20 protein-coding genes are annotated in these 23,089 nt (G+C 60.6%); 11 read left to right on the top strand and 9 right to left on the bottom strand.

Annotated elements, in window-relative coordinates:
- Positions 1-41: 41 nt before the first annotated feature.
- From OKA04_RS18425 to OKA04_RS18400, 6 genes are all read right to left on the bottom strand, one after another.
- Positions 42-1,625: a hypothetical protein gene (locus OKA04_RS18425; protein ID WP_264502674.1), complete on the bottom strand. Its 1,584-nt coding sequence runs from the start codon at positions 1,623-1,625 to the stop codon at positions 42-44.
- 6 nt (positions 1,626-1,631) lie between these two features.
- Positions 1,632-4,130 (bottom strand): phospholipase D family protein, encoded by a 2,499-nt coding sequence (locus OKA04_RS18420; RefSeq protein ID WP_264502673.1) that lies wholly within the window; start codon positions 4,128-4,130, stop codon positions 1,632-1,634.
- A gap of 88 nt (positions 4,131-4,218) precedes the next feature.
- Complete coding sequence (locus OKA04_RS18415) at positions 4,219-4,794, bottom strand: hypothetical protein (RefSeq protein ID WP_264502672.1); 576 nt, start codon at positions 4,792-4,794, stop codon at positions 4,219-4,221.
- Between the two features lie 20 nt (positions 4,795-4,814).
- On the bottom strand, positions 4,815-5,957 hold the full coding sequence (locus OKA04_RS18410) for an ImmA/IrrE family metallo-endopeptidase (protein ID WP_264502671.1): 1,143 nt from the start codon (positions 5,955-5,957) through the stop codon (positions 4,815-4,817).
- A gap of 71 nt (positions 5,958-6,028) precedes the next feature.
- Positions 6,029-6,910 (bottom strand): tRNA-guanine transglycosylase, encoded by an 882-nt coding sequence (locus tag OKA04_RS18405; RefSeq protein WP_264502670.1) that lies wholly within the window; start codon positions 6,908-6,910, stop codon positions 6,029-6,031.
- Positions 6,907-9,267, bottom strand: coding sequence for a DEAD/DEAH box helicase (locus OKA04_RS18400; RefSeq protein ID WP_264502669.1), 2,361 nt, complete (start codon positions 9,265-9,267; stop codon positions 6,907-6,909). Before OKA04_RS18400 ends, OKA04_RS18405 begins: the two co-directional genes overlap by 4 nt.
- A gap of 136 nt (positions 9,268-9,403) precedes the next feature.
- On the opposite strand from OKA04_RS18400, the gene OKA04_RS18395 reads away from it, so the two are divergent.
- From OKA04_RS18395 to OKA04_RS18385, 3 genes are read left to right on the top strand one after another with little or no spacing between them, the layout of a single operon-like run.
- Positions 9,404-9,937 (top strand): hypothetical protein, encoded by a 534-nt coding sequence (locus OKA04_RS18395; protein ID WP_264502668.1) that lies wholly within the window; start codon positions 9,404-9,406, stop codon positions 9,935-9,937.
- Positions 9,930-12,272, top strand: a complete 2,343-nt coding sequence (locus tag OKA04_RS18390; protein WP_264502667.1) for a DEAD/DEAH box helicase — start codon at positions 9,930-9,932, stop codon at positions 12,270-12,272. Before OKA04_RS18395 ends, OKA04_RS18390 begins: the two co-directional genes overlap by 8 nt.
- A 45-nt stretch (positions 12,273-12,317) precedes the next feature.
- On the top strand, positions 12,318-13,073 hold the full coding sequence (locus OKA04_RS18385) for a metallophosphoesterase (RefSeq protein WP_264502666.1): 756 nt from the start codon (positions 12,318-12,320) through the stop codon (positions 13,071-13,073).
- 5 nt (positions 13,074-13,078) lie between these two features.
- Here the strand turns inward: OKA04_RS18385 and OKA04_RS24820 are convergent, their stop codons facing one another.
- On the bottom strand, positions 13,079-13,315 hold the full coding sequence (locus tag OKA04_RS24820; protein ID WP_484522149.1) for a helix-turn-helix domain-containing protein: 237 nt from the start codon (positions 13,313-13,315) through the stop codon (positions 13,079-13,081).
- Positions 13,316-14,042: 727 nt separating this feature from the next.
- Here OKA04_RS24820 and OKA04_RS18380 point away from each other — a divergent pair.
- From OKA04_RS18380 to OKA04_RS18365, 4 genes are all read left to right on the top strand, one after another.
- Entirely contained in the window at positions 14,043-15,692 is a 1,650-nt protein-coding gene (locus tag OKA04_RS18380) for a serine/threonine protein kinase (protein WP_264502665.1), read from the top strand.
- A gap of 543 nt (positions 15,693-16,235) precedes the next feature.
- A complete protein-coding gene (locus tag OKA04_RS18375) occupies positions 16,236-16,862 on the top strand; it encodes a sigma-70 family RNA polymerase sigma factor (RefSeq protein ID WP_264502664.1) in 627 nt (208 codons plus the stop codon).
- The gene (locus OKA04_RS18370; RefSeq protein ID WP_264502663.1) at positions 16,859-17,059 is read left to right on the top strand and encodes a hypothetical protein; all 201 of its coding nucleotides are present in this window, start codon (positions 16,859-16,861) and stop codon (positions 17,057-17,059) included. Before OKA04_RS18375 ends, OKA04_RS18370 begins: the two co-directional genes overlap by 4 nt.
- Positions 17,060-17,085: 26 nt before the next feature.
- Positions 17,086-17,907 (top strand): DUF5131 family protein, encoded by an 822-nt coding sequence (locus tag OKA04_RS18365; protein ID WP_264502662.1) that lies wholly within the window; start codon positions 17,086-17,088, stop codon positions 17,905-17,907.
- Positions 17,908-17,995: 88 nt separating this feature from the next.
- Here OKA04_RS18365 and OKA04_RS24685 read toward each other — a convergent pair whose 3' ends face one another.
- Positions 17,996-18,262, bottom strand: a complete 267-nt coding sequence (locus OKA04_RS24685; RefSeq protein ID WP_343226904.1) for a helix-turn-helix domain-containing protein — start codon at positions 18,260-18,262, stop codon at positions 17,996-17,998.
- Between the two features lie 151 nt (positions 18,263-18,413).
- Here OKA04_RS24685 and OKA04_RS18360 point away from each other — a divergent pair, with 151 nt between their 5' ends.
- The 3 genes from OKA04_RS18360 (at position 18,414) to OKA04_RS18350 (ending at position 21,216) form a co-directional block, all read left to right on the top strand.
- Complete coding sequence (locus tag OKA04_RS18360; protein WP_264502661.1) at positions 18,414-19,061, top strand: hypothetical protein; 648 nt, start codon at positions 18,414-18,416, stop codon at positions 19,059-19,061.
- 113 nt (positions 19,062-19,174) lie between these two features.
- Complete coding sequence (locus tag OKA04_RS18355) at positions 19,175-20,008, top strand: hypothetical protein (protein ID WP_264502660.1); 834 nt, start codon at positions 19,175-19,177, stop codon at positions 20,006-20,008.
- Positions 20,005-21,216 carry a PrsW family glutamic-type intramembrane protease gene (locus OKA04_RS18350; RefSeq protein WP_264502659.1) on the top strand — a complete coding sequence of 404 codons (1,212 nt, stop codon included), beginning with the start codon at positions 20,005-20,007 and terminating at the stop codon, positions 21,214-21,216. The genes OKA04_RS18355 and OKA04_RS18350 overlap by 4 nt, the downstream gene beginning before the upstream one ends.
- 387 nt (positions 21,217-21,603) lie before the next feature.
- Here the strand turns inward: OKA04_RS18350 and OKA04_RS18345 are convergent, their stop codons facing one another.
- Entirely contained in the window at positions 21,604-22,662 is a 1,059-nt protein-coding gene (locus OKA04_RS18345; RefSeq protein WP_264502658.1) for a WGR domain-containing protein, read from the bottom strand.
- A 131-nt stretch (positions 22,663-22,793) separates the two neighbouring features.
- Between OKA04_RS18345 and OKA04_RS18340 the strand changes: the two genes are divergently transcribed.
- Positions 22,794-23,087 carry a hypothetical protein gene (locus OKA04_RS18340; RefSeq protein WP_264502657.1) on the top strand — a complete coding sequence of 98 codons (294 nt, stop codon included), beginning with the start codon at positions 22,794-22,796 and terminating at the stop codon, positions 23,085-23,087.
- Positions 23,088-23,089: the final 2 nt, after the last annotated feature.

The raw sequence follows: 23,089 nt of genomic DNA, 5'->3' as shown, positions 1-23,089 counted from the left end.
GCTGTATCGAGCGGTGAAAATTCCTTGCGTCACTTCGTCAATCAAACCAACCGAAAGGCCCCGTGGTCGTCCTGGACCACAATTCGGCAGCCTTCAAGAAGCGACATGAGAGCGGCGAGCCGGTCCGGGGTAAGACCTGGTTGCCAAGGGCGTGTGACGAGTGATTCAAGCCCGTCTTCTTCGAGGATCATCCTGAGACGGATCTTCTCGCCATCGAAGCGTTGTGTGCCGACGGCCAAGTGCTGGCTCACGATCAGATTCTTGATGGTCCAGTCGATGAGTTCTCTCAGTGGCCGCTCTTTGAAGCGGTCCACGATTCGGAACCAATGGGCGAGGCTCTGACGGGATGCTCCACCTTGTTCAAGGTGTCGCTCCAGCAAGTCGTCATTCTCCAGAAAGGGTCGGCACTGGTTCAGGAGCAGCAGACAGTAGAACGCGCTGCTCAGGCGGCGGTCGTCTTCCTCCCAAACGGCTTCGGCTAGTTCATCCGACAACGTCCATGGCGAGAACCAATCGGGATCCTTTTCGACCATCTTGCCAAATTCTGGAACCGACGTGAATGGACGTCTTACAATTCCCAAGGACTCAGCCACGGAGGAGCCTGTGTCGATCTCCAGGTCGTCGCCGATGGTTTCTTCGGCCAACTTCACGAGGTCGTCCGGCAACTGGTGACCACCATCGATCAAACACGATTCCAACCACGACATCAGGGACTCCATCGCGAACCGCTGGAGCTGGCGCAGTTGAAGGGCGAACCATGATCTGCTTTGACGCTGCATCGCGTCCGACAGAGGGTCTGTCCTCCACAGCTCCGGGAGCGCGAGGCTCTTGCGGATTTTGTCCAGATCCAGCGGTTTGTCAGAGGTGGCGAGCAGGTCGAGGATCAGTTCGATCATCGCAGCCCGACGTCCGCGGTCGGACTCTTCGCCGGCGTGAGCCGGATCCCAAAGGATCGAGCGAAAGGCGCGAGACTCGCCAGGGGTCGTGTGATCGATCCTCCAGAAGGGCAGGAGGTTGTTCGCCTGCTCTTCGGTTCCCTGGAGGTTGGAGAGGTCGGTCAGGAAATCGTAGTCCGAACAATTCCTCAGGTGCTCGTCGAATGCCATGGCAAGCTTCCGGCCCCGGCGGGTGCATGCGTAGATGCCGGGGCTGACCTTGCGAATCAGGCCCAGGCCACCCAGATCCAGCAAGGAGGGGCCGTACTGAACAGCGGCTTCAAGGCTGGTGTTAGCACGGGAACGCTTCCATGCAGAGAACCGCAGGTCGACTTGTCCACGGATTGGCGCAGGGACCTTCGAGGAGATGCCGGGAACTCCCGAAAGGCCTGCCAGCTTGTGCCCCCACACGAAGAGCGACTCCACTTTCTCCCGGAAATGGATCAGCTCGTCGCTCCTGGCCTCTTCGCGGCCCAACTTCTCAAGGATCTTCGGGTAGACCCAGTAGACCCAGGTGATGAGGCTATAGGCCCTGACCTGCCGGGTCGCATTGTTCGTTCCCGGGATGCACTCGCCCATCAGGTCGAGATTGACCTGGCGGAGGTTCAGGAAATCGACGCCTGCCAATGCCGACTTGAAGGCAGGAACCAAGTGAGGGGAGGAAGGAAGCTGATCAAGATCAAGGACCATGGGGAATCAGAGGCTGGCGAGGAGATACTTGTGGCAGGAGCGGCAGATGCCGAGACGGTCCCGGCGGATCTCGTGAAGCGCTGCAGAGGGGATTTTCAAGTAACAATGAGGGCAGTTCTCCCTTCCCGGCGCGAGATCCTTGATTTCCGGATGCCGTCCCGAAGCACACTGGTTTCTCAGCTGCTGTCCGGCGGGAAGACTGAGAATGGGGAGTTCCGCCACTTTCAGAACATCGGAGGAGGATGCTTCGCGGATCGCCCGAAGCTGCTGGCGCGGTGTGGGGGTGCCAAGAACGGCGGCAAGTGCCTCGGACAGGGCGGGTGCTCCCGGGAGCGACTTCAGGAGCCCAGCGGTCAGCGGAGCTTCCTCAGGAAGCAAGATCCCGAGTAGCTCACAAAGTTCCCCGGGCGGAGCGTCTTCGCAGAACGATTCCATCTGCTCGTGCAGCCGGCCGAGGGCTCTGCCAGCGGAAGGTGAGCCGTCCTCCCGTTCGATCACGGTGGCGGCGACGACAAGCAGGGAGGACAGGATGTGGCCGGAGAGGACATCGGTGCTGTTTGAATGTCGCTGGCCTGAGATTGCCAGGGAGAGCCATCGCCTCAGGAACGACTCAGCCTCGTCGGGCTCGTCGAGACGCTTGAGCAGCAGCGGGAAGGCAACTTCGAGCCACATGCATAGTGCGGCAGATCGCTCGTCACCAGAAGGTAGTTCCGTGACAAGCTGCTGAAGCTTGTCCTGAAAGTCACGGAGGGAGACGACGAGGTGCTTACGGGTTCGCTCGCGCTCCTTTTGTTGCCGTTCGGCTGCCTTGTCGTCGGCGATCTCGTCCAGCTCCTGCACGTCCTCTTCGTTCAGCCTCGGCCGAAGGAGGTTGGCGCGGATGCGGTGCATGAAGATGTTCAGCATCGTCTCCTCGGCGCGGTCCTTGGCGTCCGGTGAGTCTGGACTCTCGGACGATTCCCCGAGGAGGAGCGTTCCGATGGGTACTTCCGATCTCGTTACTCCCTGGTCGACATCGGTTTTTCTCCCTCCGCGTTCCGACCGGCGTTGGATGGGTGACGCAAATGCGGGAAGGTGACGATGGGCAGAGTTCGCGAGATACCGAAGCAATTCGGCCTCGTCGCTTTCGTCGGGATCCGTGCCGAGCAACTTCATGAGTGTGGCCGGACTCAGGAAGCCCCGTCGCGCGGCTAGAAGAAGTCCCTCCACGCTTACCCAGCCCGATCCGCTCCTCTGGTCCTTGGACACGTGAAGCTGGAGTCCGGCGGCATCCTGAAACAGTTCAAGCTGTTCCACCGAATCCGAGAACTCGCCTTCAGAATCCACCGTGATCGAAAGATTGGTGAAAGTGCCATCAATCCGCTGCAAGGTTGCATCCCAAGTTCCCTGTGGATCGGAGGTCGAGAGCAGTCGGCCTTTGAGGAGGCCTTCCGGGGTCAAGCGCCCGGAGACGATCACCCGGGTGCCAAGTCCGGCTTTGGTGAACTTGGAGGTCTTGAATGCAGCCGGGATTTCCGCTGGAGCCCAACCGAAAGGCGAGTCGTCCGCGGCAGTGGCGTGGCGTAGAAGGGCGGTTTCGATGTTGTCGGCGGTGAGCAGCGACTTCCTGGTGGCGTTGACGCTTCCGGTCAGGAGAAGCGAAGTGCCATCCGCCAAGTGAATCTCGATGACCTTGGCATGAAGGATCCGTCCATCTTCCGGTGCGGGGAAGCGTGCTGCTTGAATCTCGACGGACGTTGGCCGGTTTCGAGTGAACGGAAACGTGGAACTCTCGTCCCGCCCCGGCAACAGCCCGATCGAGAGCTTTGGTGCACCGATCAACTCGGCGAAGGTGATGATCCCGTCGCCGTCGGGGTCGTAGAAGGGAGAGAGCGACCGGACCTCGGTGACTTGCCCCCGATCCGCCAAGTATTTGGCGAGTTGCACCCCGATGGGTTCGTCCGTCGAGTGGAGAAGTTTGGGAAACGTCGGCTCAGACGCCTGCGATCCTGCGGAAATCCGGGTTGCCCTATCGATCCAGAAATCGAGCCAGTTCTGCTCGGAGAACCGCAGGTCCGCGCGAGCCGACCAAGCCTTCAGGAGCCCTCGCATCTCGCCGAACGTTGCCTGGTGTCGATCCGATCGGAACTGGTCGAGGCATTCAACGTTCCTGCCGAATCCGCCGAATGTAAGGTTGCCGCTACCGAGAAGGACCAGGTCGATTTGCTTCCCTGCCAGCCAGATGAACTTGGGGTGAAAAACCCCGTTCGGCAGAGCGGCCGGGGTGAGCCGGTACTCGTTCCCGACACGGTGGGATTGCCTTTCGCTCAGACTAAGCTGGTAGCCGTCCGCATCCGCAACAATCCGGATGTCCCGGCAACCGTTGCGAGCAAGGCCAAGCTTGTGAAGCTGGGTCTCGTAGAAGCTGAGGCTCAGGGAATAGGTGGTGAACAGCGCATGGTCCCAACTTCCCTTGGTGATGAGATCGAGAGGACTGTAGGAAGGAGTTTCTTTGCTGGGTGGCACCGAACGATGGATGGAGGGTTGGCGTCAACGCGACGATCTGAAACAGTCAAGAGATTGATGGCGGCCGCGGCGGAAATGAGCGCTCAGTTCACGCAAAACCTGTCGGAGGATCTTCGCCGAAAAAATCCCGGTACGGCGTGCGGAGTTCTCGCGCAGGCAGATCTTCGTCGTAGATCCACTGCGCAACCAGCATGCGGACCTTCTCGATCGAGAGATGATCCGCATCGAACATCTGCTTCATGAGTTCCAAAGTGGTCCAGGTGGGGACGCCATACTCCTTCGCCAGATCGATCATGCCGCGATCATCGGTTACGACGTGGATTTCAAGCTCAAGCGCCGTGGCGAGGATACGGGTGTCGACCGGTGATGGGCTGAGTCCTTCCGCGGCCACGTGGCCCCACATGAAATCGAAGTTCTCGGCGATGGCCTTTTTCTGCGCATTGCTCAGTTGGAGCGGGCGCTTCCGGTTCTCCTCGAACTTCGGCAGGCGCACCCAGTCGAACTTGTTCCGTAGCCTGGGCTCCCGATCACATTCCGCCCGGAGGTCCGGGTGAACGTACAGCGTGTAGGCCTCATCCCCAAACGGCACGAAAAGGAGGGGATGGAGATTGAACGCGAGGCGCAGGTAGCTGTTGGTGTCCAGGAGTACCTTGGTCTGCGCCATGACGATCAGGGGTGGCGGCTTCAGGCCAGGGCTTGCTTCAGCTCACGGGCATCCCACAGGGGAACATCGAGCATGCGGCTGAGCACCGAGGGGGATACCTCGGTTGCCTTCACGTAGTCGCCAAGCGCCTTGAAAACCGGAGTGCTAAAGGTCTCGTTGCTGATCCTCATGTAGTGATCGGCCGATGGCACATCACCGTCGAAGAGCATCTCCCGGATCGTCTGGTAGCGCTTGTTAAACTGGCTGATTGCAGCGTGGAGCGACGGCTGTTTCACCGTGGCGAAGGGCAGCTCGTGGTGCTCGCAATAGCGCTGGATCTCCCGATAGACGGAGAACGGTGAAATCAGGTAATCCTTCGCAATGCGAAGGATCGCCTGAATCCTGGTGGCGTCCGTCTTTTTACGGGAATACTCGTCGAGCGATTCGGCGGCGGCTCTTTCGGGGAACAGGAGTGCTCCCGCAAAAGCGTCCGCAAAATCTTCGGCCCGCTCGATCTCGTTTCCTTCGAGCAGGCTGACGCTCAAGACGTGGCCGAGTTCGTGAGCCATCCAGAACTTGAAATCGTGTAGCTCACTATCGAGGTTGAGAAACACCCAGGTCGTCCTCGAATCCGGCAGGTAAATGTGGAGCGCGTTTTCGTGGCGGGATTTCTTACCCCACATCACGGGTACCAGGACCGCCTGCAGCTCGTTGAACTTGCCGATCAGGTTCTCGAAATCGATTGGCTTCACCGGGTCCAGGTCGAGTTCCAACCTGACTTTGGTCACCAGCTGCTGGATGTAGTCGTAGTCCAGCTGAGGGTCTTTTAGACGGACAGGAGCCACGAAGTTGTCGAACGGCAAATGGGTGACCACCGGGGCCAGAAGTCGCCCCATGTCCTGAGCACGCGAAGTGTGTTCGTCCTTGGTAACCGTTCCGGCCCGCTTTCGGAAGGCAACCAGCGGTTCGGCGGCAGCCGGGCCGCTCTGGACCAGATCCTTGAATCCAAGTCCCAAAAGTTTGCCGAGCTTGAGAAGCTCTTGCGGACGAGGGAAGGACTTACCCTTGAACCACTTGGATACCGCCGCCTTGCTGAGGCCAAGTGCCTCCGATAGGGCGGTCTGGCTCAGCCCCTTCTCGGCCAAGGTGGCCTGAAGGAGTGGAAGGTTGAGGATTTTCGCCATGCGGGGGTCGGCGAGAGGAAAGTCGCGGTGTCAACTTTTGTCAACCGGATTGCTCGATTTCCCCAAAGCGCCTAGCACCTCGTTGGGAAGAGCTTTCCCACGGATAGTGGCAGAGTGGAACCTGTCGCCAGAGCCAGATTGGATAGGGCTAGAGCGAGTCGGTCCGACACGCTCGGGTCTGGAACTTTTGAACCTGTTGCCCAGGAAACTCCGTCGGCAGCCGCTTTGACGTAGGAGCTTGAGTCGACCGAGTCGACGCCGAGTTCGAAGAGCTTGGCGGCGAGTTCCGGCTTTCCGAGGCCGAAGATGTGGAGGGGGCGCGAGCCAACTTCGTTCCTCACGCTGAGGACGATGGACGAAAGGAGCTCCCAGTCCCAAGCACGAGGCACGAGCCCTCCGATCGCGAAGCCATCAAAGGGACGCTCCGCGAGTTGACGGGCGCAGTCGCGCGCGCTTTCCGAATCCCACGCCTGGATGCAGGCGAAGAGCCTCATCTCGCGTCGCCGGCGATTCTCAAGCGCCCAGCAGGCGTTTGCGATAGTGAGCTTCTGGCGACGTCTGGCGTCGCGAATCGGCAGGTTCGGAGGGATGGGGAAGTCGAGGGTGAAGGCGATGTCGGCATGTTGTTCCTGAAACTCCAGGACATCCCATGGGGTGAGTAGCTCGGGTTCTTCGCCCAGATGGATTTCGAGAATTCCCAGACCCTTCCGGGCAAGGACCTTGCTGCCTTCGAACAGGGCTGCGAAGCCGCCGGAGTCGATCATGACGGGCAGGCGGGGTTTCTCCCGCATCTGTCGGGCATAGTGGTGGCTAACCATCAATGCTGGGGCGAGTCGGGGAAGGTAGGGTTGGATCAGCCCATCGAGGGGATACTTGCCACCAAAGGTGGTGACAGGCACGTAGGCAGGAAACCGGATCGGACCGGAAGGGGTGTCGAGGATTTTGGCATTCATCGTTGGAACCAGAGTAGGAAGAGGTCGAGGTAGGGATGGGAGGGCATCTGGCCGAAGCGGAAGGAGGCAACCAGGCGGCAGAGCTCGGGATCTTTCCGGTGCAACCGCACGGCGATGAGGTGCTTGCAGTCCCGGCCCTTGGCATGGTCGGGGCAGTTGCACGAGAAGACTCCGCCTTCAAGTTGGACGAGGCGTGGCTCCGATCCGCCCGCGACCGACCAACGGTTCCTGCCATAACCGGCGACCTTGAGGTCGAGGGCTCGGCGCAGGCGGTAGGGGTCGACGGGCATGTCCTCGTCGGGAGGGAAGGTCGGGACCCGGGGGGCATCGACGGGCGGAGGTACCTGGAGGTCGGCGGAGGATGCTTCTGAAATCCACTTGGTGGCCCGCTTGGCGGACAGTCCTGGAAGCGCTGTGAGTGTTTCCACGGAGGACCGAGCCAGGGCGGCAAGGTCGGGGATACCTCCTGCGGAGAGTTTGCGAGCCCAAGCTGAGCCGATGCCATCGATCAAGGTCAGGGATGCTGCGGGTCCATCAATGCCGTTCAGCACCTTCTGGCGCAGGAGTTCGATGCGGAGCAGACTTGCCGACTTCGGCTGCTTATCCATGACGGGCGGCTCGACGCCTTCGGGGAGGCGAGGGGTGTCGATGAGCTTCTGGATCGAAGCGGATGCCAAGAGCAACCGGTCCATCGACTCAATGAGGCGGGAGATCTCAAAGGGGTAGATCCCGTCTTCCTCGGCCACCATTTCCTCGTCGCCAAGCACCGTCCAACGCCAGAGTACGATGCAGGTCTTGAGGGCGGCGAGGAGTCGTTTGTCTCCGATGGAAAGATGGTTGTGTCCCGGGTCTGCGAGAAGGCGTGATGTCTGGCGGGTCAGCTCTTCAGCGAGGTTCTCCAAATCCTCGAAGTCCATGGGAAGGACAAGTTCGCAGTCGGGAGCGCTGGCACAGGCGAGAAGCAGGTCGAAGTCCGTCAGGGCGGCCTTTCCCTCCAGCAGGCGGCGGAGGTGGAGGACAGTGGCAGGGCGGAGCTGATGGCGGCACGCGATGCGCCCGAGGGGAGTGGCGTGGAGGATGACGCGTGTTTCGCGCTCTTCCTCGCGGAGCATCCCGGCATCCAGCATCTCGGTGACCATCCGGCGGATCTTGAGGGTCTTGCCTTGAAACGCGGCGAGTGAGCTGTGGAAGACCCGTTCCAACTGGTCAGTGGTGCGGGCGAGACCGGAGTGGACCTCCGCGAGGATCTGCTCGGCCATGGCCTGGGGTTCGGTCAATCCGGAGATTATCGGTTCGAATCGCCCGAGCGCATAGCGGTCGGCGGACTTCTCCCAAGAGGGGGCAAAGAGCACTGCTTCTCCCACCGGGTCGAGACCGGGACGTCCCGCCCTGCCGGCCCGCTGCCAGACGGTGTTGACCGCCAAGGGAGTGAATCCCTGTCCATCGAAGCCCTGAAGGTCGTAAAGGATCACTTGCCGGGCGGGCAGATTGATTCCCATTTCAAGGGTTCCGGTGGCGACGAGAACCTGTGTTGCACTTTCCCTGAAGCCCCATTCCACCTTGCGACGCGAATCGTGGGTGAGGCCGGCGTGGTGATGGTCGGCTTGGAGTCCCTGATCCCGAAGCCATTTGGCGAGGTGTTCGCAGCGGCGGCGGCTTTGGACGAAGACAAGACTCTGACCGCCTGCATCCCGGATGCGGGTTACTTCCGTGGCGAGGAGGCCGGGTTTCTCGTCCGGCTTCCGATAGCGCACCACTTTCCATTCGAGCGGGACTTGCCGCCAATCGCTCCCAAGCTCGACCCCGTCGAGCCAGTCGGCCAGTTGCCCGCGGTTGCCGAGGGTTGCTGAAAGGCCGAGGACCCGGCAGAAGGGATTAAGGCGGCGGAAGCGGGAGATGGTTCCTTCGAGGCGGGCTCCCCGCTGGCCGTCGCCGAGCAGGTGCAGCTCGTCCACGACAAGCCAGTCGACCTCCGGGATCCAGGCCCAGTGAGATCGCCAGGCTCGTGTGCACGCATCGAGCCGCTCGGGGGTCATGATCATCACCCGGGCATCGAAGTAGGAGACCGGCAGGGCCTTGCCGGGCTTGCCGTAGTCGCCGGTGAAGACTCCGACCGGAGAGTCTGGAAACACGGAGGTCCAGGACGTAGAAAGCTCATCTGCCAAAGCACGGAGCGGGCTGAGGTAGACGGCACGGAATCCCCGGCTCAGCGAGGACCGGATGGCTTCCCGGGCGAGCCAGGTTTTGCCCGAGCCAGTGGGCATTTGCAGGACGGTGCTAAAGCCGGAGTCCAGAACGCCATGGTCGATCATCCGCTGTTGGGCGGGGTTCAAATGAGGTGCTGGCGCGGTGTTCATTTGACGAGTTCAAGCGAACACTTCATTTCAATGGAAGCAAGAATTAAGTTTGATTCTTGCGCTTTTGGCAGTCTAAAAGCAAGCCGTGCGAGGACTCACCGATCTCAACCAGTGCTGCTTGAACCTCCGGTGGCTGATGCGCCAGCGGCACCCGGACCCGTCCCTGTGGTCGGTGGAGCTGAACAAACTCACGCGGACCTACCTTGGATTCAGCAGGTCGCATGGCCTGCTGGCCGGGGTGGAGGCGAAGCCTGACGAGGTTCGGGTCTTGGGCGAGGTCTTCAAGGTAGAGGCGGAGGAGCTGGTGTCCGTGCCCTTCTACACGCGGGACAGCTCGATCTTCCGGGAGAACCTTCGCTACCTCGTGGACTCGATTCCGCACGGACAGAAGGAGACCATCGCCAAGGCCATCGGCATCACCCCGCCCCAGTTTTCCCGATGGGCGAGCGGCGAGATCAAACCAAGGAAGAAGAACCTCAAGCTGCTGCTGAAGCTCCACGGAATCGATCAGGACCTCGACCTGACGATCGTGCCTTTGTTCCTCGCGATGGAGCCCCTGAGTGGATTTGCCCAACGGCAGTGGGTGGCGAGCCGGGTGCAGGATCTGCCCGCCGCCGAGATGTCGAAGATCTACCCGGCGCTCCGGAAAATCCTCCGCTACGATGATTGAGATCCCGCTGGAGTCCGTGGGAGATGCCACCGAGACCGGTGGTCCGGTGATCCGGTGGGCGGATCTCTCATTGGGTGAGCCATGGGACCGGATGGTCGGGCACCTGGTTCCGGATAGCTTGCCGTCGGACATCCAGGTCAAGGCGATCCGGGATGGCCAACTGCTGACCTCTCGGCGGAACTTGCTGATCGCGGGACCAACGAATTCAGGCAAGTCGCTGCTCGCCTACCTGGCGCTGCTCCGGGGCGCGTTGTCGGGAGGGCGGGTGCTGCTGCTCGAACCGCTCCGGGCGATCGCGCAGGAGAAATTCGACGAACTGAAGTCACTGACCGCAGAGCTGCAGGAGGTGCTGGGGCGAAAAATCGGAGTGAGCATCTCCACCGGCGACTATCGCCTCAACGAGGAGACCATGCAGAGCCCGCCGCCAGAGGAGGGGGAGATCGTGATCGCCACGCCGGAGCGGATCGAAGCGATCCTGAGGAATCCCGATTTCGACGACTGGATCTCGTCGTTCCGAGTCGTTTGTGTGGATGAAGCGCACTTGCTGGCGGATGCCGTCCGGGGTGCATCGCTGGAATACGTGGTGACGTCCTTCCGCACCCTGCGCGTGCTGCCGCGCCTCGTGCTGCTGTCGGCGACGCTGGGGAAGGTGGCCCCGCTGGTGCGATGGTTGGATCCCTGTGATGCGGTGCAATCCGAGGTCCGCAGGCCGGCGCTGCGGAGGTCGATCTGCCAGATCGAGCCCCAAGAGGATATCCAGTCGGTCGTGGTCCAGAAGGTCCGGACGATTCTGGAAGATCCCACCCATTCAGTGCTGATTTTCGTCTACCAGACCGCGTGGGCAGGAGCGCTGGCGAGGGTCTTGCAGTCCGAGCTGGGTGAGCTTTGCGGGCCGAAAGGAGCGGCCTGCTATCATTCCCGGATGAGCAGCGCGACCAAAGCCGGCGTGAGGCGTCAGGTTCAGGAGGGAAGCACTCGCTGCGTGGTGAGCACGGCGGCCTTGGCGATGGGGGTGAACTTGCCGGCCACCCATGTCATCGTCCGGGACCTCAGCTTTGGACCCGGCGAGCCACTTCCGGTCGGCGCATTGCAGCAGATGACCGGGCGGGCGGGGCGTGGTAGCCGGCCCGGGCAGGCCTATTTGATTCTGAAACCGGGGGAGGCGAGGGGCGTGGAAGAGCTTCGCGGCCAGATTGAGAGAAATCAGGTGCCGACTTTGCGGTCGGTGTTCCTTCAAGCCGCCAAAAGCAGTCCGGGCAGTGGCGGTGAGCCCCCCCTCGCCAAAGCGGTGCTGTCGTTCCTCGCCAGGCGGCCCGAAGCGAAGTTCAAAACCGCCGAGGTGGAGAAGTTCATCTCCAGCACGATGAACGGTGCTGAAGTCGTCGGAGACTGTGCTCCGACATTGAGGTGGCTGGGATCGTGCTCCAACCTGCTGGCATTCGAGGACGAGGATGAGTGGGTTTCGACCCGCCTTGGCCAAGCCGCGGTGCGTGGTAGTCTTCCCCTCAAGACGGCCGCAGGGGTGGCGCAGCTGACCCGGGACCTTTTGAGTATCGATGAGCAGGACGGGATGCTGCTCGGCTTTGGCATGCTGGACCTCCTGCTCCTCACCGAGTTGATGACCAACCGACCGGTGCTGCGGAAGCCTTTCAGCGATGCGATGGCGGCTCAGGTGGATGACTGGACGAGCCGCGATGAGACGAAGTCGGTGTTGTTTCAGAGCTGGATCCGGGGGCAGAAGGGTTTTTCCAAGGCATCCGAGATCTTTGGCTCACTGAGAATCGACCATGGTTGGAAGGTCACTGCCAAAGATGAGGCATCGCGGAAGGCGGGCTACCAAGCTATGCTGCGCACCATCGTTCTGTGGCAGCGGGCACATGGTGCCTTGCCTGCGGATCTGGAGAGGCGATGGAAGATCAGTGACCTGGATGAGATCCAGGAGCCGTGGAGGGATGACCGGTTGTTCCTCCTCGGCGCGATGCGAAACCTGTGGGACATCCGCTGCTTCTTTTTCCACCTCAAACAGGAGTGCACCGCGGGCGACGAGCGGATTCTACTGGTCAAGCGGGCTTTCCAGCGGATGCAGGGAATGTCGCTTCGACTGATGAATCTGGTATCCTGGTGTAGTCCCTTAGGGCCGGTCTTCTTGCGCCTCAGGACTAGCCATCTGGGTAGCGGCAAGCCATCGCCGGCTCAAGGGACGATACGCCGGCTTGAAGAGGCCGGGATCTCGAGCGTGGAACTGCTGCGGGAATGCTCCAAGGAGAGGCTGGTCGAGGCTGGTGTGCGGAAGGACATGGCCCTTCAAATTGTGGGCTTTCTTCGACGACGTTGAAACCGGGGGGGGCGGCGCGAGACCGAATCATCCCCAACATTCACCATGATCCTCCGCATCCTCAGCGACCTGCACCTCGAATTCGGCCCGGTCTCGTTGCCCGAGGTCGATGCCGATCTCGTGGTGCTTGCGGGCGACGTCCACATCAAGCGCAACGGCCTCGCCTGGATCTGGGAGGAGTTCCCGGACCAGACGGTGATCTATATCGCGGGGAACCATGAGTTCTACGGCGAGAAAATCCCGGGGCTGTTGGCGAAGCTCAAGGCGGATGCCGCGGACACGAAGATCCACGTGATCGAGAACGAGGTGGTCGAGTTGAACGGATGGCGTTTTTTCGGCTGCACGCTGTGGACCGACCTCGCGCTTTTCGGTGATGCGCGGATCGGTGCGATCGAGGCCATGGTGATGAACGACTACCGGCGAATCCGGCACTCGGTGACCTACCGGCGGATCAAGCCTAGCGATACGCGGGCTTGGCACCTCGAGTCCGTCAGGAGAATCAGGGAGTTCCTGGCAACGGGGGATCCCCGGCGTTCCGTGGTCGTCACGCATCATGCTCCCTCGGCGCGTTCTTTGCCCGGTGATCGCGGTTCCGATCCGGTGAGCTGTGCCTATGCGTCGCGCTTGGACGAGTGGATCGAGTCCGATGGACCTCGATTGTGGATCCACGGGCACATCCACCACTCGCAGGACTACCGGATCGGAAGTACGAGGGTCATTGCGAATCCGCACGGCTACTTGGATCACCGGAATCCGGATTTCGTGCCGGACCTGGTGGTTGACTTGGCGCGCTCTGAGTAAGGGGTTCAGCGAATTCCCTCAAAAGGTCGGCTGATCCATTGTTCGATCCAAGCATCCAAGCTTCGCAGATCGACCAGCCGCCTCCCACGACGGTTGCCGGGCTTCACCCTGACCGAGGCCATCCGGATTCCGCCGTTTTTGACGACTTCCTCCAAGGTCCGGCGAGAAAGTCCGCTGTAGACCGCGGCCCCTTCAAGGGTCGCCCATCGATGTTCGAGGGTCTTGGATCTGGGCCCGATCAAAACCCAAGGGCGATCGGAATCGGCGACCGCTAGGGAACCGCAGTGAGGACAGGCTTGTTCTTCTACAATAGGTGGCCGAGCCGACCAGAGGATCCGGGCAACTCAATGCAAAAGAGGGGCTTCGATCCCACCCCGTTGAGTCGGCGCGGGCTTGGGATGCTGCTTGTGATTCTTCCTGAAAGCCGACTCGGAGATCTGGCAAACTACCTCGGCTTCCCTTTGAATCTCGTAACAATGCCCGACGACCGAGAATCCTTGATCCGACGAGTCGGTTCACTCGATCCCCATCTGGTCAGCGAGTTCGGTGATGATGTTCGCCGCAGCAATGAGTTGAGAGATTCGGACTGCTTGCCGCTGGGTTGCTTGGTAGTTTCTGCTTCGAGCCCGGTGTGGCTCCGGGTTTGCAGCGTAGGCCAGTCGATCCCTCGCGCGTTTGGCGGCTTTTCGCTCTTCGTCGTTCGCGTATTTTTTCGTGGGCATTGTTGTGAGTAAACTGAGGTCGGGCATTTAACGGGTTCCGGGTGGCTTCGGTGGGGGACGACCAAGACCAACGCCTTCTCTTTCAGATTCGGAAGCAGACGAAGAATCTCCCCAGGAAATGGGTGTTTTTTTTGGCCGCGCGTTCTGGTGTGTCGGCACAGCGAGCTTGACGACCTGGCCGGCGAAACACTCGATCTGAGGGCACAGGTGGCCTCCTGTTCCGTGGTAGGGTCGCCTAGAATCTCGCATGTCACTGCTGCAAAAGGACCAACTGCTCGACGGCTATCGCCTGATCCGCGTCATCGGACAGGGGGGCTTCGGTGAGGTCTGGCTTTGCCGGTCGGAGGCGATGGGCGACTACCGGGCGCTGAAGTTCATACCGGCGCGAGACACCGACCTGCTTGAGAAGGAGCATCATGCTCTGGGCGAATACCGGAAAGCAGCGGCCCAACTGCGCTCGCCGCACTTGATGCCCATCGAGCACGTGAATCGACACGAGCATGGGCTGTTCAGTGTGATGCCGCTGGCCGATGGGAATTCGGGCCTAGACCCCGCTGACGAAAGTTGGCGGCCCTGGACGCTTGGCTCCCTGTTGCGAGCAAGGGCGGCGGAACCTGCCTGGCTTTCCTCAGGAGAAATCGTCTTGCTGATAATTCCACTCCTTGAGGCGCTGCAAACCCTGTCGGCCGCGGGGTTGGTGCACCGCGATGTGAAGCCCGAGAACATTCTCTTCTTCGACGGGCGATCGTGCCTGAGCGACATCAGCCTCCTTGGGGCAGACAGCATGGAGAACACCCGCCGCGGCACTCCGGGCTATGCGGCTCCGTCTTGGTATGCCGGAGGGCATGTGGACATGTACGGCGCGGCGGCGACAATGTACACACTCTTGACCGGGAACTCACCCGACCGAATGGGGCGTTCGGCATTCAACTGGCCGCCGCAGGGCGAGGCGTCGATGCCGGAGTCGGAACGTGCGGAATGGAAACGACTCCACGCGGTGATCCGAAGGGCGGTGGAGGAGCGACCCGACGAGCGCTACTTGGATTTCAAGTCCATGGCATCGGCAATTCAGGGGCAGCCTGCCGCCCCCCCTGAGAAGTTCAACAGACGCCTCAAGCCCTTGGGGATCTTAATCTGTATCGCGGCAGCCACAGTGATCTTGCTGTTCCCTTGGTTACATCGGAAGAAGGCTAGCCAGGCCGAGAACCCCGCATTTGACGGATCAGGAGTGGCAGTTGCTGCCCGTATTCCTATCCCCAATGAGCGTGGCGATGAGGAGAGGAAGAATTTGATTCACCTATTGGTTACCGGACCACTGGGAAATTATCAGACCCTTCCGGTCTTCGACGCCGCCAGCGACAAGCAGCGGGAGGCCTTCCATGCGATGTGGTCCGGCTTGGACCATTCGCTCGGGGAGGGCAACTACCAGATCGCTCTCAAGGAGTTCGCACTTCTCTCCGAGATCTTCCCTCAGCTAGCGCTGCTGCCGACCGCTCGCCTTGCTAAGCTGCTCTTGGAACAATCCTCGGGCAACCAAAGCGCGGTGGACAAAGGAATCGTTGACCCTGCACTGACAGCCTTTCATTCCGATGACATCGATCCCGGGTGGCGGGTTAGACTGTTCGGCGCGTTGGGGTATCCGCGGAAGGGGGAAGAGTATCTGACTAACTTGTTGGAAACGGCTAGTCCGGAGGCGAGGCCTGAATACTATCGGCTCCGTGGAGAAATGCGCGTGCAACAGGGCGATCTATCTGGATGTCAGGAAGACAGGGATTCAGCCTTCCAGAGCATGCCGGAGGACTTCTCTGAACGGACTTTAGAGGAGATTAAGTGGGAAAAGCTCGAGCAGGAGTTTCCCGCATTCGGGGAATATCGGCGCATCCTGCCCGAAAAATAATCCCATTTTTCTGGGGAGATTCGCCCACGACCACCGAATCAGCAGGTGGATGCAGTCGTCTGCCAACCTCAGTGCCCGTCCGGTCCACCCTGTGGAATGTCCCGAGCGGGAGGTATCGCTGGGATTCCGAAGCCAATGCGTCCGGTCCGGATCTCCGGGCTGCCCATGACCAGACAACCGAAAATCAGTCCCACTCAGATGAAAAAGTACATCGTGATCGCCGTCGTGGCCGCTTCCGCCTTGGGAGCGGTCGCCTATGCTGCAGGAGTGAAATGCCAAAGCTGCAAGGGGACCGGATGGTCCGGCGGCAATGGCCAGTGGAAGTGTGCCGTATGCGGCGGTGACGGGGTGTTCGGAAACTGAGCGAATCTGTTGAGGCACGGTGCTCCAGCCATCCTGTGGCGCCGTGCCACATCGGGTGACGAACCTGGTGCACTCCGACTAGCCCCAGGTCGCCGGCAGATGATCCTTTGAGAATTTCCCGCTACCGAATCTAATCCCAGGCACCAGCAACGCCCATTCCATTCAAAGCATCTACCTCCGATGAGCGGCCTTTTCCCGACTACCCCACTGCATTTGATAACGCAGCTCAAAGACCCTGATGGCGGGGCGAGTTGGCAGGTGTCGTGGAAGCGCTTTCTCGAACTCTACCATGAGCCGATTGCCGCCATCGCACGTGCCTCCTACCGACGGCACACCGGCGGCCAGCAGCCGACCCGCGAATTTGTCGAGGATGCGGTCGCGATGGTTGTCGCCAATTTCTTTTCCAAGAGCCAATACGGCTACGATGCAACTAAGGGGCGCCTGCGCACCTTCCTGCGCAAGCTGACCAACGCCCGTGTCGTGGACAAATTGAGGAAGGAGCGGCCCCTGGATCAGCGCTTTATGCACGAGGGGGTGGAGGCTGAGCTGCCTGATGAGTCGGAATCCGAGTCAGACGCGTTCCAGCAGTCGCTCCTCGCGACGTTGATTGAGGACTTGAGAAACCAGATCCCGCTCCGGCAGTTCGAGATCTTCGAGCGGGTGAAACTCAAGCATGAGCCGCCGGTGGCGGTGGCGACCGATCTCGGCATCCAGCGCGCGATGGTCGACCGAACGATCCACAAGGCCATGAACAAGCTCCGGGAGATTGCCGCCCGGAGCGAATACCAGGAGGAATTCTACCGATGAACCTGATCCATTTGATTGCCAGATCCGCCAGCCCCGACTTCACCGCCGAAGAAGCGGTGGATCTCGATAAGGAACTCCAAGCCGCCTATCACGCGGACGAACTAGCTGCGACGAGTCCGGAGATTGGTCGCATTGCAGAGATGGTCCGCTGCCGGTTGGAAGGTGCGCCCGGTGACCCTCCGCAGGTCGAGGGCTGACGATTCACAAAACCCCCAATGATTTCATGAGCGATCAATCAAAGATCGAGTGGACGAATGCAACCTGGAACCCGGTTCGGGGTTGCACCAAGATCAGCCCCGGCTGCAAGAATTGCTACGCCAAGACCTTCGCCGAGCGATGGCGGGGAATTCCGGGCCATCCGTTCGAGTTCGGGTTCGACCTGCGGCTTGTCCCCGACAAGCTGGATGCACCCTTGCGATGGCCTTCGCCAAAGAAGATCTTCGTCAACTCGATGAGCGATCTCTTTCACGAGGGCGTTCCGGACGACTACATCGGCCTGGTTGGCCAGGTCATGGAGGCCGCGGATTGGCACGTCTATCAGGTGCTCACCAAGCGGCCTCAGCGCCTTCTGGAGTCGCTTGACGGCCCACTGAAGAATCTGGCCCGGATGAAGCACATCTGGTGGGGCGTGAGCGTGGAAGACCGGAAGCATGGCCTGCCCAGGTTGGAGATGCTCCGTGCTGCCAATGTTGGCGTGAAGTTCCTCTCGGTGGAGCCACTGCTGGAGGACCTGAGGGACTTTGATTTGAGCGGCATCGATTGGGTCATCGTTGGCGGCGAGAGTGGGCCCGGTGCGCGGCCGATCCAGAAGAGCTGGGTTTCGCGGATCCGGGACCTCTGTTTGGACGCGGGGGTGCCATTCTTCTTCAAACAGTGGGGAGGTGCGCGAAAACATCTCACCGGTCGCGATCTGGATGGAGTGACACATGACGGGTTTCCCGATGTCGTCCACGGCCCGGTACCTTCGTTGACCGAGCGGCGCATCAGAATTGGGACGTTTTCCCAAGCGCTGGAACTGAAGTCCTACTCCGCTCCATTGGTCTGAGGCGTCTGGATGCACTCCCGTGCAACGACCGATCCTTCCTGTGGTCCAAAGAGGTCGAGAATTCCTCAGATGACGTCCCGGTCTGAGACTACCGGAGGTGCTTTTTTCTCCCCGTCTCTGCTTGCCGCAAGGGTTCTCCACCAGGTCGCAGCAGTTCCCAGGGTTCCAATCCGTGTGCCTTCGCCAAGCGCTCCAAGGTGGAGAGCCGAAGGTCCTGCTTCCGGCCGGCCTCTACTGCCTGATAGTATTTGTAGGAAATCCCAGCGGACTCGGCGAACCGCTCTTGGGTCAAGCCCCGCTGGACGCGCAACGCCTTCAAGCGCTTCAGCAGGTTTTGGACCGTGGAACTCCCCATTTGAGCCGGGAAGCATAGAGGTCCAATGCTGGGCTTTACACCTCACCATCGGTAGTGTGAAAAGGGAGCGGTTCGCAGGCTTTGTGTCGATCGTGGTTACCGGTGCTGGAGCACCGCAACGATGCCCACACTTGTCCCTCCCTCCGAGAAAATGAACTGGTACTACTGCAGCGACGGTACAACCGTAGTGGGTCCGCTCCCCCAAGAGGCGATTGATGCCCTGCGCCGCTGCGGCACGATCGACGACGTAACTCCCATCGTGGCTGAGGGTTCAACGGACTGGAGCACCTTCGGGGAAACTTTCAAAATCGGATCATCTCAAGCCCGCAAGGAAGCGTTGGGTCTCGATCAAACGGACCCTGACCGGCGAAGGGAAACCAGCCCGTCTACGATGGCGAGAGTGGCGGGTAACGTTGATGTCGATGCCGTTCTGAAATGGGTTGGTTCACGCAAGAAGGCAGTGGGAATCGCCATTGTGAGCCTGCTTTTAGTGCCAGCGCTCGGCAGCAAAATCCGATCGAAGATCGAGCGGGAGCGGGCCGGCCGAGAGTTCCGCGAGCGGGCGCTTGCACAACGTGCGATTGAAAGTTCCCGTTCAACCTACAGCTCCAAGCAGAAGGCAAATCGAGCAGCCTACGAACTTTACATGCAGGGATACCGGGATCCGGTCCATGGCGAGGTGGCGAGGATCCTTGCTGAGCGTGCCTCCGGTGATGAACTGAAGGCGTATGCGCTTATGGTCCAAGGGATGGAAGACCGGCAGAAGGGGTTGCCGGTCCGCTACGAAGTCGATGAGTGATGGGAATCACGCGTGTTTCCTTTGTAGTGGCGCCCTTCCGCGGCCGTCTTTGTCTGTAGCTTGCCGGACTCTCAGCTCTTGCCTTCAATTCGGCTGATCACTCTCCAAGTATCATGATCAAGTTTGTGTGTCCCCAATGCCACGCTTCCGTATCGGCTGACGATGAAGCGGCTGGAGTCATCGCGAGTTGCCCTTCCTGCAACGTCGAGATTCTCGTTCCGCCTGCCGGAAGTGCCGTCACCAATTCCTGGTCGGATCTTGGAGCACCAGAGGCCGGGTTGGGCCGCCCAGCAGTGCCGCCAGGATCGAACCGGCTGCGGATTGGATTGCTGTGCGCGCTCGTCGTCATAGCGACGTGCGTGGCGATCTGGAAATACGGTGGCGGCTTGGGTTTGAGGAATGCCAATCCACCGGCGACGGGGAGCGGCGGAGGATGGCTTGGAGTTCCGGCACGCATCTGGGTCTTCACCATCGGGGCCAGGAAAGACGAGTGCGCAACGATCATGAAGGATCTCAAATCCCGTGGGATCTTCAGTGAACTCAGTTCCGGAAGGAACCTACAGGGTGTGATGCCCGGATCTGAGGTGCTTTCCGGGGAGGGGGCGAAAGGGGGACGACTTGATCTGGACGGCATACTTTCCCGGCCTTGCGAGGGGATTCACCTTTCGTTTAAGGATGATCGCCTTGCGTGTGTGGAGCTCGATTACGGCTTCAAAAGCGATTACCCTACGGCTCTGGTTGAGATCTTGGCAGAGGACATGGGTCGGTTTCTTGGAACGGAGATCAAAACCGAGACAACCGAGGATGAAGTCGGCAATAGAACCAGACGATACAAGGCGTCGAAGGGCTCCTTGACGATATCGATAAACGATAGGTTGGACGGCGGCTTCAGCGCGTTCGCGCCGAGTGTCTTTGTTTACGACAGCAACATGGTCTCCACAAAATGAACTGGTACTACTCGAACGGGGAAACTGCCGTCGGGCCACTCGGGGAAACGTCGATGGCGGAACTCCATCGGTGCGGTGTGATCTTGTCCGATACCCAAGTAATCCGCGAAGGAAGCGACGAGTGGATGCCCTTCCATGTCGCGTTCACGAACTTCAAAACACCACCACCGACCCCTGGTACATCAGGAACCAGTCTCGTCGGTTTGACGCTTAGCAGGGTCGCCGGTGGGATCAGCAGTGCCGCCGGTCTCGAAGTGCTCGACGGTGGGCGGGCCAAGGGCGTGTTCGGATCCATCTTCCGAAAGCGTACCGCCGAGGAAATGGAAGAGTGCTTTGCTGTCGGCACCAGCCGGACGACACCTCCGCTGTCCGAGGTGGGACAAGGTTGGCCGGCACCTTGGGTGTTTGTCCGGTTGCTTGCCTTCTCCGTCCTCGTGACCCTCGCCTTTACTTGGGCAATCATCCGCTTTCAGAATCCGAACCTTTATCCAGGGTGGGTATTCATGGGGGCCTTTTCGATTCCCTTCTCGGTAATGGTTTTCTTTCTGGAGACCAACACTCCCGGGAACATCTCTTTCTACCGGGTGCTGAAGCTGTTCTTCCTTGGTGGGCTGTTGTCACTCGTGTTCAGCTTGTTCCTTTTCGATGCCACTGGCGTGGGCCTATGGCTTGGTCCTGTTGCTGCGGGTCCGATCGAGGAAACCGGGAAGCTCTTGGCCGTTGTCGCGGTGGCCAGAAAGTGGTCTGGCATACAGTGGACATTGAACGGGCTGCTACTTGGCTCGGCCGTCGGGGCGGGTTTTGCCGCGTTTGAGACGGCGGGTTATATCGCGAATGCAGACGCCTTTGGTGGAACCGATTTCGGAACCATGATCATGCGCGGACTGCTGGCACCCTTCACCCACGTCATCTGGACGGCTGCGGCGGCGGGAGCCCTGTGGCGCCACATGGGGGGCAGGAGGTTCGCACTTGGGATGTTGTTTGAGTGGCCAGTCCTGCGGATTCTGGCCATCTCCATCGGACTCCACATGCTCTGGAACAGCAGCTTGACCTTTCCGATCCTGGGAGACGTTGCGAAGTTCGTCGCACTTGGAGCGGTCGGCTGGATCCTCGTGCTGCTTTTGATCCAAGACGGCATTGCCCAAGTCACCAAGGCAGTTGCCGTCCAACAGGAAGCATCGGAAAAGGAAGTCCCGGAAGTGATGTAAAAAAGAGCGCTCTGCTGTCCTCCATAGGGCGCCTTCGAGCGCGGGGCGAACGAGTGGTTCTCCCTTGGAAAAGGCCAAGTACTTGGCCTGCCACGCTTTCAACATGTCGAGGCCGGCGAGGTGTTGGAACGGGTCGTTCATGGCAGTTTCGGGAAGCTGGCACGCGATGGGCAGCAGGTCGCCGGGACGGCGGTGTGAGCTGCGTTCTGCGGCCTTGAATAGCCAGGCCAGACGGCTTGGCGGTTCTTGGCTGAGCGGGGTTGGATTCATGTGGCTGTTCGGTGGTTGGGGATGGATGCGGAAAGGCCCCGCCGCAGACGTGCTGCGAACGGGGCCTTTTCCGCGGGTGCTAAGGCTGTGCCTTTACAAGTGCGGTGGGTTGTGGATTCAGGCGGCGATGCTCTGGTCCTTGTAATTGAGCTGCCGGACGTGGCAGTCGGCGGGGTCGATGTCATCGCGCCTTCCGCGATAGACCGGCTGGTAGATGCAGCCGCTTTCGGGGAAGGCGTAGAGGAACCTCACCTCCACGGTGTCGCCCGGTGCCGGGATGTCGTGATCAGGTGGGATGGTGACGTTGCCGGCGGGCACGCGTTCGTCTCCGTCGAGGAGGACGAGCGCGACGCTGCGACGGTTGTTGATCGCTCCGACGATGAAGGACGCGGTGGTGACGAACTTGAACTTCAAATGCGGCCCTCCCGAGTTCGGGCGGCCGGGCTTGAAGTGGCTGTGCATGTCTTTGAAGACGACGCCCTCGGCCCCGGTCGTGCGGAGGGTGTCGAACATCGCCTGTTTGTCCTTCGGCTCGACGACGGTGCTGACCGGTCGGATCGCGCTGTTGGCGTCGAGCTGGCGGAGCAGACCGGCAAAGCGGTCGAGGTACGAGCGATCCCTTACATCGTTGCCTTTGACCTGGAGAAGGTCGAAGGCGTGGAGGACATCTCCCACGGCCTCGCCGTCGATGAGGAGATCGACGGGGATGCCCAAGGCGGCTTCGGCAATCGGCTGCGGCAGCGCGACAATGAGCCCGCGGCGGTTGATGCCGTGGACGTCCTTGCCGAGCTTGCGGACGAGCATCCGCTTGCCGTCGTGCTTTTCCTGGAGGACCTGGCGGGTGTCGCCGAGCAGCCGGGGCAGCTCGCATTCTTCGACCGGGTTGAGGAGTTGCGGGCGGACTCCGCTGTCACGGCCTTCGTTGCTGGTGGCGTGGTAGGGCGTGCCGTCCTCCGCAGGCGTGTAACCTTTGGCGAGCTTGGAAGCGATGAGCTTCGCGGCGATCGATTCGGCTTCAGCCCGGCTGACGGGTTTCGGGGTCTTGGTGCCGGTCTGGAGCGTGGCTCCGCGCCGGCCGTAGGCGAAGGTGACCTGGAAGCCATCACCGGCCGGTTCGATGTCGGCCTGATAGACTTTGTCGGAGCCGCCTTCGCGGTAATACAGGGTTGTAGGCATGGTTGTTGGTTGGTTTGCGGTTTGGCCCGCCGATGAGGCGGGAGATTGGACGAGATGCTGAGGTGTGCCGGCATGGAGGGGCCACGGGCTCGAACTTGATCGCATTGGGTCGACGGGGCAGCTTTCAGGGCATGCCAGTCCGCAAGCCCCCGGGAGAATCCTCCATCACCATCCTGATCAACCGGTGGGAGCGAGAGCTCATCCTGCGCTACTGCTACCCGTTCGATGACATCGAGCGGCAGCTCAACGAGTCGGGGGACTCCGACCTGGCACGCGTGACCGACGCACCATACTGGTGGGAACAGGTCATCGGGAACCTCCACACGTCGGAGAAGGAAAACTTCGACCGATGGAACAGAGCTTCCCCAGCCGGCGAAGTCCGGGCGCTAATCGAGCGGATCGCCGGGGAACTCGGCCTGCTTTGACG

The sequence above is a fragment of the Luteolibacter flavescens genome, assembly GCF_025950085.1.
Lineage (GTDB): Bacteria > Verrucomicrobiota > Verrucomicrobiia > Verrucomicrobiales > Akkermansiaceae > Haloferula > Haloferula flavescens.
Note: the sequence above shows the minus strand (reverse complement) of the source record. Positions and strands in the feature narration are given on the sequence as shown.